This is a genomic window from Dellaglioa sp. CoH-57-MRSF-22 (genome assembly GCF_056781895.1).
On record NZ_JBXAXT010000005.1, the window covers coordinates 80400 to 98942 of the forward strand.

The 18543-nt window shown below is 34.5% G+C and carries 17 protein-coding genes, 1 tRNA gene, 1 rRNA gene and 1 pseudogene; 5 read left to right on the top strand and 15 right to left on the bottom strand.

Features of this window, described 5'->3' with window-relative positions:
* Positions 1-153: 153 nt before the first annotated feature.
* The 12 genes and pseudogenes from AC1RPR_RS06430 to AC1RPR_RS06485 form a co-directional block, all read right to left on the bottom strand.
* Positions 154-1377, bottom strand: coding sequence for a serine hydrolase (locus AC1RPR_RS06430; protein ID WP_481761792.1), 1224 nt, complete (start codon positions 1375-1377; stop codon positions 154-156).
* 369 nt (positions 1378-1746) lie between these two features.
* The gene (locus AC1RPR_RS06435) at positions 1747-2337 is read right to left on the bottom strand and encodes a cysteine hydrolase family protein (RefSeq protein ID WP_481761793.1); all 591 of its coding nucleotides are present in this window, start codon (positions 2335-2337) and stop codon (positions 1747-1749) included.
* 29 nt (positions 2338-2366) lie between these two features.
* Positions 2367-3221, bottom strand: coding sequence for a 4-(cytidine 5'-diphospho)-2-C-methyl-D-erythritol kinase (ispE, locus tag AC1RPR_RS06440; RefSeq protein WP_481761794.1), 855 nt, complete (start codon positions 3219-3221; stop codon positions 2367-2369).
* A 118-nt stretch (positions 3222-3339) separates the two neighbouring features.
* Entirely contained in the window at positions 3340-3576 is a 237-nt protein-coding gene (locus AC1RPR_RS06445; RefSeq protein WP_409021932.1) for a Veg family protein, read from the bottom strand.
* 92 nt (positions 3577-3668) lie between these two features.
* The gene (rsmA, locus tag AC1RPR_RS06450) at positions 3669-4568 is read right to left on the bottom strand and encodes a 16S rRNA (adenine(1518)-N(6)/adenine(1519)-N(6))-dimethyltransferase RsmA (RefSeq protein WP_409021931.1); all 900 of its coding nucleotides are present in this window, start codon (positions 4566-4568) and stop codon (positions 3669-3671) included.
* The gene (rnmV, locus tag AC1RPR_RS06455; protein ID WP_409021930.1) at positions 4561-5133 is read right to left on the bottom strand and encodes a ribonuclease M5; all 573 of its coding nucleotides are present in this window, start codon (positions 5131-5133) and stop codon (positions 4561-4563) included. Before rnmV ends, rsmA begins: the two co-directional genes overlap by 8 nt.
* Position 5134: 1 nt before the next feature.
* On the bottom strand, positions 5135-5905 hold the full coding sequence (locus tag AC1RPR_RS06460) for a TatD family hydrolase (RefSeq protein WP_481761795.1): 771 nt from the start codon (positions 5903-5905) through the stop codon (positions 5135-5137).
* 78 nt (positions 5906-5983) lie between these two features.
* Complete coding sequence (gene metG / locus AC1RPR_RS06465; RefSeq protein WP_481761796.1) at positions 5984-8017, bottom strand: methionine--tRNA ligase; 2034 nt, start codon at positions 8015-8017, stop codon at positions 5984-5986.
* Between the two features lie 148 nt (positions 8018-8165).
* Entirely contained in the window at positions 8166-8498 is a 333-nt protein-coding gene (locus AC1RPR_RS06470; RefSeq protein WP_409021927.1) for a hypothetical protein, read from the bottom strand.
* A gap of 17 nt (positions 8499-8515) precedes the next feature.
* On the bottom strand, positions 8516-8995 hold the full coding sequence (locus tag AC1RPR_RS06475; protein ID WP_481761797.1) for an NUDIX domain-containing protein: 480 nt from the start codon (positions 8993-8995) through the stop codon (positions 8516-8518).
* Positions 8995-9969, bottom strand: a complete 975-nt coding sequence (locus AC1RPR_RS06480; protein WP_481761798.1) for an IpaB/EvcA family protein — start codon at positions 9967-9969, stop codon at positions 8995-8997. Before AC1RPR_RS06480 ends, AC1RPR_RS06475 begins: the two co-directional genes overlap by 1 nt.
* Positions 9970-11241 (bottom strand): annotated as a pseudogene (locus AC1RPR_RS06485) (hydroxymethylglutaryl-CoA reductase, degradative); the annotation flags it as partial.
* A 114-nt stretch (positions 11242-11355) separates the two neighbouring features.
* Between AC1RPR_RS06485 and AC1RPR_RS06490 the strand changes: the two are divergent.
* The 3 genes from AC1RPR_RS06490 (at position 11356) to AC1RPR_RS06500 (ending at position 13687) form a co-directional block, all read left to right on the top strand.
* Positions 11356-12141: a transporter substrate-binding domain-containing protein gene (locus AC1RPR_RS06490; RefSeq protein ID WP_481761799.1), complete on the top strand. Its 786-nt coding sequence runs from the start codon at positions 11356-11358 to the stop codon at positions 12139-12141.
* A gap of 79 nt (positions 12142-12220) precedes the next feature.
* The gene (locus tag AC1RPR_RS06495) at positions 12221-12922 is read left to right on the top strand and encodes an amino acid ABC transporter permease (protein WP_481761800.1); all 702 of its coding nucleotides are present in this window, start codon (positions 12221-12223) and stop codon (positions 12920-12922) included.
* Between the two features lie 12 nt (positions 12923-12934).
* A complete protein-coding gene (locus tag AC1RPR_RS06500; protein ID WP_481761801.1) occupies positions 12935-13687 on the top strand; it encodes an amino acid ABC transporter ATP-binding protein in 753 nt (250 codons plus the stop codon).
* Positions 13688-13712: 25 nt separating this feature from the next.
* Here AC1RPR_RS06500 and AC1RPR_RS06505 read toward each other — a convergent pair whose 3' ends face one another.
* Positions 13713-14630: a Ppx/GppA phosphatase family protein gene (locus AC1RPR_RS06505; RefSeq protein WP_481761802.1), complete on the bottom strand. Its 918-nt coding sequence runs from the start codon at positions 14628-14630 to the stop codon at positions 13713-13715.
* 45 nt (positions 14631-14675) lie between these two features.
* Entirely contained in the window at positions 14676-15692 is a 1017-nt protein-coding gene (gene trpS, locus AC1RPR_RS06510) for a tryptophan--tRNA ligase (protein WP_481761803.1), read from the bottom strand.
* A 341-nt stretch (positions 15693-16033) separates the two neighbouring features.
* Here trpS and helD point away from each other — a divergent pair, with 341 nt between their 5' ends.
* Positions 16034-18277 carry an RNA polymerase recycling motor HelD gene (gene helD, locus AC1RPR_RS06515; protein ID WP_481761804.1) on the top strand — a complete coding sequence of 748 codons (2244 nt, stop codon included), beginning with the start codon at positions 16034-16036 and terminating at the stop codon, positions 18275-18277.
* Positions 18278-18324: 47 nt separating this feature from the next.
* Positions 18325-18397 (top strand) — tRNA-Thr (locus tag AC1RPR_RS06520).
* A gap of 70 nt (positions 18398-18467) precedes the next feature.
* Here the strand turns inward: AC1RPR_RS06520 and rrf are convergent.
* A 5S ribosomal RNA gene (gene rrf, locus AC1RPR_RS06525) occupies positions 18468-18543 on the bottom strand; the annotation flags it as partial.

The window sequence follows — 18543 nt, forward strand, 5'->3', positions numbered from 1 at the left end:
CAGCAAGTGAACCGTTTCCAATTTAAAAGTGAACTATATCATTAGAATTAAATATAATTTACTATTAATATCTTGCGCGCAAAAAGACGCAACATCATAACTAACCATTAGTTACGATGTTGCGTCTCATTATTTTATCTGGTAACTCTTATTTTACTCTAGAATATCTTGATATAATTCTAATCCTAGCCTATTCATTCCCGGAATCTGCTTATCTTCAGTTCCCGATTCTGACATCGCCACAACTATAAATGCCTTTTTATCTTTTTCTATAATGGCAGCATCATTTTGAATACCATATTCGTTGTATTCGCCTGTCTTATTATAGACTGTAACACCAGTTGGTAAGGACGATGGTAATTTAGTTAGATTTTTATTTTCTTTTAGTAAATCTAGCATTGCCTGATCCGATTGGTTAGACACTAATTTATGATTATACATTTTTTTAAGAATTTTACCCATATCTGTTACTGACGTTTTATTATCGATTCCTGAATTAAGGGCATCTGTATCCATCATTTTTCTTTTAATTGTTGTATTAATTGCGCCTAATTTTTTAATTTCTGTATTAATTGAAGCAAATCCACCAAGTTTATCAATCACAATATTTGCAGCAGTATTATCACTGTCATCAATCATTTTTTCTAATAATTCTTTATATGACAATCTAGTACCTGCGCTCATATTCTGGATTTCTCCCGTTCCACCGACCTTATCCGATTCTGATAAAACATAGCTATCCTTTAGGTTGATGGTCCCTTCTTTTTCCATAGAATAAGCTGTAATTAAAATAAATAATTTAATCATGCTGGCTGATCCTTGCGCATGATTATTTTCAACTACCGGTGCACTACCATCTGTTAACGAAACGTAGACCGAATTTTTTCCATCAACGTCATCCATATATGTTGCAATATCATTCTTAATTTTAACTTTATTTAGTACTAAACTATTTTCTGAAGATTGCGTTTTTTCCGATGTTTTCTTTTCTTTTGAGCTAGATACTGCAGTAGTTGTTTCCTTCGTCGGTACACTATCTTTGTGCGTTAACTTTCCAGCTATAAGATAACCGCCACCCGCTATAATAACAAGTAAAATAATTCCTAAAACTATTTTCATCGGGTTGTTATTTTTAGCTCGTTTTTCTGTTATTTCATTGTTTACTATTGGCGCTGCTACTTTATTAGTATCTTGCGCTTTCGGATTAAATTTAAAGCCACAATTATTGCAAAATTGATCCTCAACCTTATTTGCTATGTTGCATTGCGGACATGTTTTCATAGGAGCAACATTTTTATTTTCTAACGGTTGCCCACAATTATCACAGTATAATGCATCATTTTCATTCTGAGACCCACATTTCGAACAAATTTTCATATCTTCACCTCGTAATTTTTAGGACTTTAACTTATCCTTCATTACATCCCTATTTTTTCTATATATGTACTCAATATCTGTTACTCATAAACTAACTATCAACACTTATGTTTCCTCCATACCTTTCCCCAAATATGGCTTTTATTCTCCCAAAGACAATCCCCCATTTTCTTGCAAATTAGATTAATCTAACACGCTACATTAAATCATGTCTTAGTTATAAAGTTAACCTATATTAGGTAGTATGTAAATAGAAGGATGCGTTCTTAACTAGTCGCTTAATTAGTCATTATCTCCAATTTTTTAATAAAAAAAAGTGCTATCACAAAGTGACAACACTCTCTTCCAACAATAGCTGTACTAAATCCACTAATCTTTAATTTCTGCACCCAGAGAATCCTTAAAATGTGACAGTGCCCATACATGTCCAGCTTGATTAAAACTAGCTGTCGCCTTTTCATGAATGACAATCTTATAGCCCAAATTATATGCGTCAATTGCGGTATGCAAAACACAAATATCTGTGCAAACACCAATTAAATGCACTGTTTCAATTGACCGAGCTCGTAATCTTAAATCTAAATCCGTTCCCGCAAAAGCACTATATCTCGTTTTATCCATCATATAAACATTTGATTTATCTTTATGCGCCTGATACCAAGGCTCCAACTCACCATAGAATTTACGACCGTTTGTACCTGCAATATTATGTGGTGGAAATAAATTAGTTTCTGGATGAAATGGGTCATTTTCATAATGAATATCAGTTGCTAAAACAACATAATCACCTTTTTGTTCAAACTCATTCATTAATTCTATCACTCGAGCTTCAATCTCTTGAGCAGGTTTTCCCGCCGTTAAGTGTCCATCTGTCGCTACAAAATCATTTGTATAGTCAATTTCAATTAAGGCTTCCACAAGTTGTCCCTCATTTTCAGTTGTATTTAATGCCTTCAACATAACAAATTATGCTAATTATCGCAATAAAATCAACTTAACGGTCTCACTAGGTAGACCTCTTCACAGAAACCTTTTAAACTATTGTAGACGTGCTGTGCTCGACTTTTTTTACGACATATCGCAAATACAGTTGGGCCTGATCCACTCATTTCTGCTGCATCTGCCCCAAATTTTATCATTTTTTCTTTTAAACGTGTAATTTCGGGATGACGTTCAGCTGTAATCGGTTCAAGCGCATTACCTAGATTATCAATTATGGCATCCATATCGTCGTCCTCAATTGCATTCACAACGGCGTTTACATTTGGATGAGTGAGTCGCGTATAATCAATTTGTCTAATAATAGTTGGTGTTGAAACACTAATCTTAGGTTTTGCAACCACTAACCAAACAGGGGGTAAGTCTTTTAAAATAGCAATCTTCTCACCACGACCCGTTACATGAGCCGTTCTACTATAAACGCAGTAAGGCACATCAGAATCAATTTTTAAACCAATTTTTGCCAACTCTGCTAAAGATAAATTGAGTTTCCATAATTGATTCAAAGCACGTAAAACGGCTGCTGCATCTGATGAACCGCCACCTAGCCCAGCAGCAACTGGGATTTGCTTCTTGATATGTATTTGGGCACCTTTTTTAATCTGAAATTTATCCTGTAAAATTTTTGCTGCTTTATAGGCTAAATTTCGGTGATCACACGGTAAAAAACCACTATCAGTTTCCACTGTAATGTCCGTTCGATCGTCTAGCGATTTGATATGTAAGTAGTCTGCTAAATCAACTGATGTCATCACCATTCGCCATTCTTGTTCACCATCTTGATGGTTAAATGGGGTGTCTAAACTCAAGTTGATTTTAGCTGGGGCTTTTTCACGAATCTCCATGTTCTCACCTAATCCTATAAGTCCTTAATTAACTCTAATTATACTAATTATTTCTAAAAATAAAAGCCTAAGTTAAGATGTTCTAAAAACATCCCTACCTAGGCTTTTATACTTATTTTTAATCTTCAAAATCAATTTCAATATTTTTTGTTAATACGTCTGTGTAGCTATATGAAACGCGCTCGAATGAATTCTCATCTTGGTTTAAATCGACTACAAAAATAGCTGGGAATGTTTCGCGTAAAATCCCTTTACGTTCTGTAGTTTTCTTTCTACCGGCTTGAGCAACTACCGTTAAATTTTTTCCGACTTGGGCATCTAGCGTACCTTTGATGCTGGCTAAAGTTTCTGGCATGATGGGCTTCACCTTCTTATGTGAAACATCATACCATAGTTTCACAAGATTTGCAATTATACCACATCGAACATCAGTAGTTCAATAAGAAGTTAATTAAATTTCTCTTCTACTTTGATAAGATTGTTAGATAAAACAATAAATTCATGAATACTTAGTTTTTCAGCACGAATTTGAGCAGAAATTTCTGATGCATCCAATGCTGCTTGTAACGCTTCACGAATTTCTGGTGTTTTACCATAAATTGATTGTAAATTATTCCATAAACTTTTACGTCGATGTTGGAAACTTCCTTTAACTAATTTAAAGAAGACCTTTTCACTAATTGGGCGTTCAACGTCGCCTTCTTTTTGATTCAAAACAATAATAGCTGAATCAACATTAGGTTGTGGAATAAAGACGGTTCTTGGAACAACGAATGCGACTTCAGCATCCATTTCATATTGAACGGCTACCGTTAGTGATCCATATGTACGACTACCTGGATCAGCTGCAATTCGTTCTGCCACTTCTTTTTGCATCATAACAACGATTTTATCTAATTTAACCGCCGTTTCTAGTAAATGCATGATAATGGGCGTTGTAATGTAATAAGGTAAATTAGCGACTAATTTTAATGGATGCTGTCCATCAAAATGTTCTTCTACTAACGCTGGTAAATTAGCTTTTAAAATATCTTGTTCCACGATATCAACATTATCATATGGACTTAGTGTTTCGCCAAGTACAGGAATCAAATTTTGGTCAATTTCAATTGCTAAAACATGATGTGCACGTCTTGCTAATTGTTCAGTCAATGACCCAATACCAGGTCCGATTTCGATAACGTCATCTTCAGCCGTAATATCTCCGGCGTCCACAATATTCATTAGTACGTTTTTATCTGTTAAAAAATTTTGGCCTAAACTCTTTTTAAAAGTTAAACCATAAGTTTCCATAATTGCTTTAGTTCTAATAGGTGAAGCAATGTCTGGCACATCATTGTTAGCCATGTTTTTCCTCCGTTATTGTCTCGTTAATTTCTTGCAATGCGTCGACGAACTCTTCTGGTGAAATTTGAAATAGTTTCAATCGATTGTATAATTGTTTTCCATTTGTGTAACCAATTTTGAGATACTCACCTAATTTTTCACGCTTAGCTTTGGCATCCGGTCCGGCAATCAATCCTGCCGTTTGTAAATCCTCTAAGCTGATCAATGTTTCGCCATCAGGCATTTCTGTATACAAATGATCTAGCGCTTCACGAATCGCTTCAACTGAAGCATGTTCAACGCCTAAACTCCCTTTATGATCTGGGACAGCTTCACTTTTTTTCAGAAAAGCATGCTGTACATTTGGAACGCGTGCTGAAATAGTTTTACGAATTTTTTCACCAGAAAAATCAGGGTCCGTAAATACAATTACGCCTCGAGTTTCTTGCAACAGTTCAATTTGATCTAACGTTTCGTCACTAATAGCTGAGCCACGTGTTTCAATCGTATCTGCATTAACAGCTAAATGGATACGTTTTGTGTCATCGCGACCTTCAACTACGATTACTTCTCTAATTTTCTGCATATTACCCTATCCTAAATAAGTTTTCGGCATTTTTAAATGTTGCCGCTGCCATATCAATACTTGAACTCTCTCGAATTTTTGCGACAGCTTCCAAGACGTATCTTGTGTATCCTGGTTCATTGCGCTGACCTCTATAAGGTTCTGGCGTTAAATATGGTGCATCTGTTTCAATTAAAATTCGGTTGCTTGGTGTCACTTTAACGGCTTCATGAACTTCTTTAGCACTATTATAAGTCACAATACCACTATAGGATAAATGCATCCCTAAGTCTAAGAATTTCTCTGCCCATTTTGCATCACCATTAAAGCTATGCATAATGCCACCAATATCACGAATATCAGCTTCTTTCAGGATTGTATAAACATCCTCAAAGGCATCTCGATTATGAATAGAAATTGGTAATTTTAACGCCTTCGCAATCTCAACCTGACGTTTGAAAACTTTTTTCTGCGTTTCAATTGGAGACGTATCCCAATGGTAATCTAGGCCCATTTCACCCATTGCGACAACTTTTGGCGACTGTAATTGTTCTATCAAAACTTCTTCAGTCTCCGGTGTGTAGGTTTTTGCCTCTTCTGGATGCCAACCAATTATAGAATATAAATTAGGATAGCTTTTTGATAGTTCTAGTGATTTCAAAATGCTTGGTTGATCAAATCCAACAATTGCCATTTTAGTCACGTCAAATGCTTTTGCACGCTCAATAACTTCAGGAATTTCCGTTGTAAATTCATCAGAATTAATATGTGTATGTGTGTCAAATATTTCCAAGGGATACCTCTCCTTTCTAGCAGTAAAATGAAGAAGGACTAGAGCAAAACCAAGTTTTGTTTCCAGTCCTTACTTTATTTAGCCTACAATTGCGCCATTTTTAATATCTTCATCAACGGTAATTAATTTCAATTTACCATCGTATTCTACAGATAGAATCATTCCTTGGCTAATTTCGCCTTTCATCTTACGCGGTTTTAAGTTCGCAACAATCACAACTTTTTTTCCTAATAAGACATCTGTTTCAGGATAAAACTCTGCTACACCAGACAAGATTTGACGATGATCAGGATCACCAGCATCTAATCTAAATTTCAATAGTTTATCAGCATTTTGTACTTTTTCAACTTGAATAATTTCAGCAACTTTTAATTCATTTGGCTCAAATTGATCAAATGTCGTTTGAGGTAATGTTAAGTTTAGAGCCACATTTTCTGGATTCCAATCTAAAGAATCCTCTGTATCATTAACTGCCATTGCTTTACGCCCTTTCTTCTTATCTGAAACTGTCATTTGATCTTTAATATAGGCAATCTCTTCTTCAACATCTAAGCGTGGGAAAATAGGCGTTCCTTTTTCAACAACGACGCTGTCCATTGGGAAATCAGAGTAGTTTAATTCTTCAATAGCCATATCTGCCGTGTCTAAACCTAATTGTTCAAAAATTTCTTTAGGTGCATGCGTCATAATAGGTTGGATTAAGACAGCAATCACACGTAAACTAGCTGCTAAATGTACCATAACACTATCAAGTTCAGCTTTACGTGCTTCATCTTTAGCTAAAACCCATGGTTGTGTTTCATCAATATATTTATTTGTTCTAGCAACTAATTTCCAGATAGCATTTAATCCATCTGAGAATTCCATTTTATCCATTAATTCAGTATATTCCGTAATTGTATCTTCAGCTGTTTGACCTAAGTCTCCATCAAATTCAGTTACGTTACCCTTTAATGCTGGAATTTTACCACCATCGTATTTGTTAATCATCGCAACAGTTCTATTTAATAAGTTCCCTAAATCATTAGCTAAATCAAAATTAACACGTGAAACAAAGTCTTCTGGTGTGAAGACACCATCATTACCAAATGGTACAGCGCGCATTAAGTAGTAACGGAGTGCATCCAATCCATAGCGTTCTACTAACATTTCTGGATAGATAACGTTACCTTTTGATTTAGACATTTTACCGTCTTTCATTAACAACCAACCATGACCAAAAATTTGTTTTGGTAAAGGTAAATCGAGCGCCATCAAAATAATTGGCCAGTAAATCGTATGGAAACGCACGATTTCTTTACCAACCATTTGAACATCTGCAGGCCAATATTTATCAAATAGTTCAGTATCATCTGAACCATAACCCAAGGCTGTAATATAATTTGCTAAAGCGTCAATCCAAACATAAACAACATGTTTAGGGTTACTTTTAACTTTTACGCCCCAGTTAAATGTCGTTCTAGATACAGCAAGATCTTCCAAACCAGGTTTAATGAAATTATTTATCATTTCATTTTTACGTGATTCTGGTTGAATAAAATCAGGATGATCTTCATAATATTTTAGTAAACGATCTGCATATTTACTCATTTTAAAGAAATATGATTCTTCTTTAACTAATGAAACTTCGTGACCACTTGGCGCTTTACCACCAACCATTTTACCGTCATCATCACGGAAAACTTCAGCCAACTGTGATTCTGTAAAGAATTCTTCATCAGAAACAGAGTACCAGCCTTCGTATTCTCCTAAATAAATATCGCCTTGTTTAAGTAATTTATCGAAGATATATTGCACAGCTTTTTCATGTTGATCATCTGTTGTTCGAATAAATTTATCATTTGTAATTTCAAGGGTTTTCCATAATTCTTTAATATCACTAGCCATACCGTCGACATAAGCTTGTGGTGTTGTCCCTAATTCTTCAGCTTTTTGTTCGATTTTCAAACCATGTTCATCTGTTCCCGTTAAGAAGAAAACATCATATCCTTTTTGGCGTTTGTAACGTGCTAAGACGTCACACGCAATTGTTGTGTATGAATTTCCAATATGTAATTTACCAGATGGATAATAAATTGGTGTTGTTAAATAAAATGTGGGTTTTTCTGTCATTTTTTAAGACCCTTTCCGTATCGTATTTCATGTGTTTTTTAACATTCGTTCTGTATAAACTCCTTAACAGTATATCATAGTTTTCAGCCGATTTTAAGCAATAAAAAGAGACAGTCCGTGAGTTTAACATAGACTATCTCTTTTAAAATTAGCGTGCATATTTTTGAAATTGACGAATAATCATAATTTCTTTTTCAGATAGCTGTCCATCTAAAATGGTAATTAAAATCCGCCCAACCCGTCTTGGATCTTGTTTCAGTGCCGTGATACTAAACGTTATCGCCGCAACCATCAACGTTAGTAGTAACCCTTCACCTTTTGTGAAAACTGTTCCAAATAACGTTATTGGATTTCCACCAAAAAAACTAGAAAAACCAAAGTAAAACAGAATGAAGTCAAAAAACCGCTGAAAATAAGTTAGCCATTGTAATCTAGTCTTTAGATTATTTAATCGAGTAAAAATTTCACTGTGTTCAATCATTTTACAACAGTCCTTCACTATAATTTAATTTTAAAATCAACTAATTGTGAACCATTAAAATTTGTCAAATATCGATGAAATTCATCCTTTAAAATATAGGGTAACACAGGAACTAAATCAGGTGTTAGTCCGACGTTTTGCTTATTCAAAGCCCATTCAACTGGAAAGTCTGCTAAAATACCTTCTCGTGTTCTTTGTGGATATTGTTTTCCAAATGGTTGTTGTAAAGAGATATGAAATAACGCTATTGTAGCTTGATATTCGTCGTCCACTGACCATTCAAGATAACCCGTTGGTCTACATTGAGAATCGGTAATTTTGATTCCTGTTTCCTCATATAATTCACGAAGCATCCCTGCAAGTTCAGATTCTTGTGGTTCACGTTTACCACCAATTCCATTCCAAAGACCAACATATGGTTTTTTCAAACGATTTAATAATAAAATGTTGTTTCCAGCTGTGATAACAGCTAGATTATATTTTGCTAAATCAATCATTATTCAGCAGTTCTAACTATAAAGCGCATCTTAATTGTTTGCATTAATTCTAACACTGTCATATCGTACGTACGTAAAATAACCTCTTTTGAATCCGCATTTCTAGGTACTGTAATAACAAATGCATTTTGTTGATCATTCTTTTGAATACCAACATAAGCTGACGCAAAATTAACATTACTTTTAAATTCAGAATGCATAATATCAAACAATTGACGTACTTCTAATTTTAATTGACGTTCACTGAAAACTGGTGTTAACGTTGCAAACGTATTTAAGTACATTTTTGGTAATTTCCACGCTTCAAGTTGTGCATCGAAGGCTTTAAATAAGGCAACCGTTGCTCGGCGAGCTTCAAAAGGTGCACGTAAGTCATTAGATGTTAAGATTTCCAATAATTTAAGTGCAGCATCTGTTGCGATAGGGTAAAATTCTAAGAATTTTTCAGTAATTTGTTCCATATCTTCATTTTGAAAGAACACCAAAGCATCTAAAAGTGTGATTAATCGGTACATTCCCCATTCATCTGGGCCGCTACCTTCTTTAGGTTCAGCAGTCACTGTTGCCAAGATTCCTTGATAGAATAATTCTCTAATATTATCATCAATAAACCCATTTTCTTCTTGTAATCTAAAAATAGTCCCATGTAAAACCGTATCATAAAGTTGAACAGCCGTCGCATTGATTTTATCGTCGATATTAAAATCATCCGTTGTCATTTTTAACATTAATTCAGGTGCCTGATTAAGTTGCAAGAAAAAATGGAATAGTTCATGCGAAATCAAGTAATCAGGTGCTGTAATATCAGTCACATTAATAATGAAATTTCCATCTTCTAACCGAGATTCTACTTGTTGATGCTTAATAAACCCAACTTTTTCGCCACCATATTGAATTTTAATTTCTCCATCAAATTGTTCTTTAATTGTAGTAATTAAATTTTGTGTATTTTGGTGTAATGTAATCTCAACCATTTAATTATCCCCTTTTTTTCTTAATTCATTTAGTTTTTTTGTTGCAACCTCTGTATCTGGTCGATTCTCATTTTTTAATAACTCAGTTAATTGTGCCACTTCTTCGTCTACAGCGCCAACTTTAACTGCCAGTGATTTTAGTTGAAGACCCATATGTCCCTTTTGAATACCCTCAGAAACAAGTGCTTTAAGTGCCGCTAAATTTTGAGCTAACCCAACACTTGCAACCAAACTAGCAAGCTCTTTTGCTGATCGAATACCCATCATTTTTTTATTAATTTGAACCATTGGGACAATATCAATCGAACCCCCAACAACTCCTATGGGCATTGGTAATTTAATTATGCCAACTAAATTATCACTGACTATCGACCATTTCGTCAAGCCACGATACTGGCCATCTTGGCTAGCATAAGCATGAGCACCTGCTTCAACGGCACGCCAATCGTTTCCCGAAGCAATGAGAACCGCATCAATCCCATTCATAATACCTTTATTATGTGTGACGGCACGATATGGGTCAAGTTGAGCCACTCGACTTGCTGAGACAATTTTCTTAGCTATGTGTTCACCACTAATTTCTGCAGAATCTAACAACGTAAAAGGAATTGAGCAGCTTGATTCAACTAATGAATCTGTTGCGTAGTTGGATAGAATACTCATAAGGACGTCTTGTTTAAACTGTGTTTGCAGCGTTTCACCAACTGCCTCCATCATTGTATTTACACTATTAGCGCCCATTGCTTCTTGAACATCTACTGCTAAATCTACCGAAATTAGATCAGCTGCTAGTTTTCGAACTCTGACCCAACGTGCGCCACCGCCTCGTTTTACAAGTGAAGGACGAGCAGCATTCGCTATTTTAATTAAATTCAATTGTTGTTCATTAATTTGGTTGATAACGTTATCCGCATCATCAATATTTTCTAAAATAACTTGACCTATCATTAAGCGTGATTTAATTTTTGTTGTAAATCCACCCGCAGATGCAATTATTTTTGCCCCATTATTATTTGCCGCAATTACAGAAGGTTCTTCAGTTACCATTGGGACCGTCATCTTTTTTCCATCAACTAAATAATTAAACGCAATACCTTCTGGCAAGGTAAAATCTGCTATATAATTTTCAGTCATCTGATCCCCTAATTCATGATTAAGAGCATGCGTTTCTATTTCTAATTTTTCATCATCTGAAATAAGATTGTCATTTAATAAGGTTATTAATCTATCATGCCATTTTTTTTGATAAAATTTTATAAATTTTGTCATTACCTTAGTCCTTTTTGTTGTTTTTACTTTTAGTAAGAGAAATAATTGGTTTCTTAGCTTATTTTACGCTATTATAGATAGATAATATATTACTTTTAAAAAAAGGGGCGTACTAAAATGAAAAAAATATTAAGTCTTGCCAGTGTGTTATTGATTGCTCTTGCTTTAACCGCCTGCGGTAAATCGAAAGATACAGCATCCGATGTAACACAAACAAAGGGTACATTAACAATCGGATTAGAAGGTACTTACCGCCCTTATAGTTACCACGATAGTAACAATAAATTAACTGGTTTCGAAGTTGATCTTGGTAAACAATTAGCTAAAAAAATGGATTTAACGCCTAAATTTATCGAATCAAAATGGGATTCATTAGTTGCAGGATTAGATGCTAACAAATACGACGTTGTTTTAAACAACGTTGGTGTTACAAAAGAACGTCAAGATAAATACAACTTTACATCACCTTATATTTATTCAAAATCAATTTTAGTCGTCAAAAATAATAACTCTTCTATTAAAACGATTAAAGATATTAAGGGTAAAAAGATGGCACAAACGGTTACAAGTGAAAATGGAGCCGATGCTGAACGCCTTGGTGCTGATGTTGTCTCAACAGATGATTTTGCAAATACAATCAGTTTAATCCTAGATGGTCGGGCTGATGGTACCATTAACAGTAACGATGCTGTCTATTCATACTTAAAAGAAAAACCTGATACGAACATTAAAACAATTTCAACAGGTTCTGAAATTCCAGCATTAAAAGTTGCTGGCTTAATCCAACAGGACAACCCAAAATTACAAAAAGAATTAAACAAAGCACTTAAAGAATTACGTGCTGATGGCTCATTATCAAAACTATCAAAAAAATATTTTGGTAGCGACATCACAAATAAATAATTCCAAAAGGACTGGTGCAAAATCCATTTTGTCATCAGTCTTTTTTTATTAATAATAGATTAAGAGAGGTTCCGCGTTTATGAAACTTGTTATTGATTCACTCCCAACCATTTTAGAAGCTGGAATTCGCTACACTATCCCTTTGACGATAATTTCATTCGTTATCGGGATCATCATCGCAATTATCACCGCACTAGTTCGAATATCAGATATAAAAAAAGGCAGTACCTTCACCCAAATTTTAAAAGGGATTGGTAAAGCATTCTTTTCATTCTATGTTTGGATTTTCAGAGGAACGCCTTTGATTGTGCAATTATTTATCCTATTTTATGGACTACCTAGATTACCAGCACCTTATACAGTTGAATTCGGCGCATTCAGTGCCGCTGTTATTGTTTTTTCATTAAACGTTGGTGCTTATGCATCGGAAACAATTCGTGCAGCTATTCTATCAATTTCAAAAGGTCAGTGGGAAGCTGGTTACGCCATTGGTATGACACACACAACCGTGTTATTTCGCGTTATTTTACCACAAGCAGCACGGGTCTCACTTCCACCTTTATCAAATAGTTTCATTGGTTTAATAAAGGATACGTCATTAGCCTTCTCAATCACGATTGTCGAAATGTTTTCCGTTGGTCAACAAATTGCGGCAAGAACTTATGAACCTATGACCTTATACTGTGAAGTAGCGGTCGTTTATCTAGTCTTTTGCTCAATTTTAAACGTTGGTCAATATTATCTAGAAAAAAGAACATCGCGTTACATTAAAAATAACTAGGAGGTCTTAACTTTGATTAAATTTGAAAATGTTAATAAATACTTCGACCAACATAAAGTCTTAAAATCGTTGTCATTTGAATTACCAGAAAACGAAACAACCGTCATCGTTGGTCCTTCTGGTTCCGGTAAATCAACCTTATTACGCTCATTTAATTTATTAGAACAACCCGAAGAAGGTCTCTACTCATTAGATGATAAAAAGATCGACTTTACCCAACCAATCAGTGAAAAAACAATTTTGGAAGTTCGTCGTGAAACAGGTATGGTTTTCCAAGACTATAACTTATTTCCTCATTTAACTGTTTTGAAAAATGTTATGGAAGGACCCCTTCACGTTTTAAAGGAACAAAAATTAATTGTTGCACAACGCGCTGAAGAACTTTTAGAATTAGTCGGTCTTTCAGATCGTGCTAATTACTATCCAAGCCAGTTATCTGGTGGTCAACAACAACGTGTAGCTATTGCTAGAGCAATGGCAATGAATCCTAAATATTTATTATTTGATGAACCAACTTCTGCACTAGATCCTGAATTAGAAGCAGAGGTTTTAAGAGTTCTACTTAAGTTGGATATAGAAAAAAAATCAATGGTTATCGTTACTCATAATATGGCCTTTGCAAAAGCTGTTGCCAATAATATCATTTTTCTAGAAGATGGCAATATCTTATTTAATGGTTCACCAGACGAATTTTTCAATCACCCTACAGAACGCATTCAAAAATTTTTATCAGCAATGACATTCGAAGATATTTTACCAAAATAAAAAGACATCAATTTTTGATGTCTTTTTATTTACCTAATTTAGTTGTTAAATAACCTTCTCGGACACCACTTTCAGAAAAAATGACACCAACAGAATTTAAATATTGTCCCAGAACAACAACTGGTGCAATTCCACCTACAATAATATCCGCACGGTTAGAAGCTATACCACTGACTTGTGCACGCTTTTTAGTCGTCAAGCCTACCAAGTCCTCAAAAGTTAATGAAACTGCCTTACGTGACAATTGATAGCCATTAATTGCCTCCGTATTAATTAGCTTCTGTTTTTTGCGGTTTAAACGTCCAATAATTCGATTTGAGCCGCCAAGTAGTACGAGGGGCAACTCCATTGCTTCCTTCAACCACTCCAACTTTTGAAAAGCGGTCACCAAGTACTCCATTAACTGAAATAATTCTTTACTCGTAATCTGTTCATTTTTTAAATATTTTTCGGATAAAGTCACTGCACCAAATGGCAAACTCACAAGATGTACCACTTTTCGATTAACCACATGGATTAATTCACTGCTTGCGCCACCTGTATCCAAAATCAAGCAATCATGAATTGGTAAGGCTTCCATTACACCCATATAATCGTAATAAGCTTCATCATCCCCACTTAAAACTTCAATATCAGCACCAACTGCCTCTTTAATTCGACGTAAAAATTCTTTTTGATTTCGAGCCATTCGTACAGCTGCAGTGGCAATTCCATGTACAGCAACCGGTCCATAAATATCATATTGTTTTTTAAAACTAACTAAGGCTTCAATTGTCCTAGCCATCGCATGTTCCTGTAACACTCGGGATTTCCCCATCCCTTCAGATAATCGTGTTTCCGATTTTAAACGCTTAATTTCTTTAAATTGTCCATTATCAAGTTGTTCGTTAATTGATAATCGAACCGAATTTGAACCCAAATCCAATAAAACAAACTTTTCCATTATTACTCACCTCATACTAAATCAAAGAAACGTTTCACAACCGAACTAGTTAAAATAATTAATTCCAATCGCATCTCTAACTTCGTTCAATGTTTGGTTTGCAACAGCATTAGCTTTATCACTACCCGCTTTTAACATTGCATAAATGGCTTCAGGATCTTTAGCTAATTCAGCTCGTCGTTCACGAATTGGAGCTAACTCAGCTTCAAGTACTTCATTTAAATAACGTTTAATTTTAACATCGCCTAAGCCACCTGCTTGATACTGGGCCTTAAGTTCGGCAACTTTTTCAGTATCTTTATCAAAGATATCAAGATAAGTAAATACCATGTTACCCTCAACTTTACCTGGATCTTCAACATGAATATGATCTGGATCTGTATACATTGACATTACTTTCTTCTTCAATGTCTCCGCATCATCGGCAAGGAAAATCCCGTTTCCTAGTGACTTACTCATTTTTGCATTACCATCTAATCCAGGTAAACGTCCTTGCCCTTTTGGAGGGAAGACACCTTCTGGTTCAACAAGAATATCTTGTTGATAAATTGTATTAAAACTTCTAACGATTTCGCGTGTTTGTTCAATCATTGGTTCTTGATCATCGCCAACAGGTACAACTGTTGCTTTAAATGCTGTAATATCTGCAGCCTGGCTAACCGGATAAACAAAAAATCCGGCAGGAATACTGCGTTCAAAATTCTTTTGTTGAATTTCAGCTTTAACTGTAGGATTACGTTCCAAGCGAGAAACAGTTACCAAATTCAAGTAATAACTTGTTAGTTCCGTTAATGCAGGAATTTGAGATTGAACAAAAATAGTTGATTTGTTTGGATCAATACCAACCGCTAGATAATCTAACGCTACTTGAATTAAACTATTTTTAATTTTTTCCGGATCACGTGCGTTATCTGTCAAAGCTTGTTGATCAGCAATCATGATGAATATCTCATAATCACCAGAATTTTGCATTTCAACACGATTCTTTAATGAACCGATGTAGTGCCCGATATGTAGTTTCCCCGTAGGTCGATCCCCTGATAAGACTACTTTTTTTGTCATATTTACGCTCCCTTTCTATCTATAAAAAAAGTCCTATTGTTAGTAAATAACAATAGGACGACTGTCTCGTGGTACCACCTAAATTGCAGAATAAAATTCTGCCACTTACCGATAAGGAGGTTACCCAAAATTCTCATATATCCAATTCAGTCCGCCACCATACCTTCCAGCAAAATCAGTATGTCCCTGTTCTAGTTGGCGTTCCTACTTCGCAATAATCAATGAATTATCTATTAGTGTAAGTGTAGCGTGTTCAACAGAAAAAATCAAATAATATTAAATACTAGACGAATATTTCAAAAACCTTTAAACTAGGTCAATAGTACAAAGGGGGCATTAAGATGTCAGAAGAAGAAATCGAACAAAATAGAGTTGATTCAATTATTACTGAAATTAATCACCAATCTATTAAAACAGCCGAACTATGTGAAAAAGCACATAAAGAAACCTCATCAGTTGAAAAAAACTATGTAGATAATGCCAAAATCAATACTTTTGAAGTTGATGATAGAATTGAAACGAATGCCGAAGTGCAACAACAGAAACAATTGGTCGCCACGACTATCCAAACTGAAGAAATATTAGAAAAACAGGTTCATACTTTAAAACAATTAGGCGATTCACCTTATTTTGGACGTATCGACATCCAAGACGATGGCGATCCAGAACAGGAACAACTCTATATTGGTCTAGCCTCTCTAGTAGATGATCATCAAAATTTTCTAATACATGACTGGCGTGCACCTATTTCAAGTATTTATTATAACGGCGCATTGGGTCATATTTCTTATAAGACACCACAAGGAACTCAAATGACAGAATTATCCAAAAAACGTCAATTTCAAATTAAAGAAGGTAAAATCCTATCGATGTTTGATACCAATGAAACAATTGGCGATGAATTATTGCAACAAGTTTTAGGCGAACAAAGTGACACACAGATGAAAAATATTGTTTCTACAATTCAACAAGAACAAAACACAATTATTCGAGATACAACAAGTGACTTATTAGTTGTCCAGGGGGTTGCCGGAAGTGGGAAAACATCCGCTATTCTACAACGTATTGCATTTCTACTCTATCACTCAAGAACATCACTAAATGCGGATCAAATTATATTATTTTCTCCAAATCTACTTTTCAGTCACTATATTTCCGATGTACTACCTAGCCTGGGCGAAAAGAACATGAGACAAGTCACGTTAGCCGAATTCTTCTCTAATCGTTTTCAAGGATTAAAGGTTGAAACCTTATTTGAAAATTATGAGTCAAACAATAAACATGCTTCATCTGATTTAAGAGGTAATGCACTTTTAAAAAAAACAATTGAAAATTACTTAAATGCAGTAGATTCATCTGAATTAGCCTTCACAGATATCATTTATGAAGGTATCCCGTTCTTTAAAAAAGAAGAAATCGCTAATATATTTACACATCTACCACATAATATGTTGTCATCAGATAAATTTACCGCAACAAAAAATACACTAACAAAACGATTAAAAACTAGAATTGCCGAAATGGCAGAATCTGATTGGATGCGTGAAGAAATTGATTCGTTATCTGATTCTCAATATGAAACATATTTAAGTGATTATGAACGCGATGAATTTGATAGTATTGATAAAGAAATATCATATATTGGTACCATTATATTAAAAGATCGCTTTAATATTGTATATGATGCGATTTACAATAATTATTTTATTGATATTTATGAGCAATATGCTAAATTCCTTGAAATTACAATTTCAATAGAAGAAAAAAAATCATTCCAATCAAACTTAGAGCTTCATAAAATCACGTTATTAGATGCCACACCACTACTATTGCTACGAGACTTACTAACGGGTGATGGTCAAAATAGAAATATCGAACATCTTTTTATTGATGAAATTCAAGATTACTCTCCGCTGCAACTCTTATATTTAAAAAATTGTTTTCCTAACGCTAAATTAACACTTTTAGGAGATAGTGAGCAAGCTTTATTCTATGATTTAATCTTACCAGCTAAATTTTTAGAAAATTTAAATCATATTTTACAAGTTAAAAAAACTAATTTAATTATTTTAAATAAAAGTTACCGATCAACATTTGAAATTACTAATTTTGCAAAATCATTGCTACCAGACGGAAATAGCATTGAATCATTCACACGTCATGGCGAATTACCTAAAATATACTTTAGTAAAACCCGGGCTTCTGCACTAGCATCTTTAATAGCCCTAATTAAAAATGGTGATACTAATAACCAACCAGTAACTATCATCACTAAAAATTTGGCTGAATGTAAATTACTATATAGTGAACTCAGATCATTAGTAAAATTAACAATGGTTACAGATGGCGACAGAAAAATTCCAGAAGAAACAATAATATTACCTATTTATTTAGCTAAAGGCTTGGAATTTGATTCTGTTATTGCTTTTGATATTTCAAAAAAAAATTATATTTCAAAAAATGATCTTGGTACCCTTTATACTCTTTGTTCACGAGCAATGCATACCTTAACTATCTTTTCCATTGAGTCACTATCTCCGTTGCTTACGAATTCCATAAATAATTCTAGTGTTTTGATTGTTTAAATTTAGGTTGATTTATTTTTAATATTACTATAGACTTTTATAGTAATGCCGCTTTAGCTCAGTAGGTAGAGTATCACCATGGTAAGGTGGGGGTCACCGGTTCAAATCCGGTAAGCGGCTTTTTATTTTACAATCGCATAAAAAAAGGACATTAACAATTATGTTAATGTCCTTTTTTTATTTATTATTAGCATGGCAACGTCCTACCCTCGCAGGGGGCGACCCCCAACTACTCTTGGCGCTAAGAAGCTTAACTTCTGTGTTCG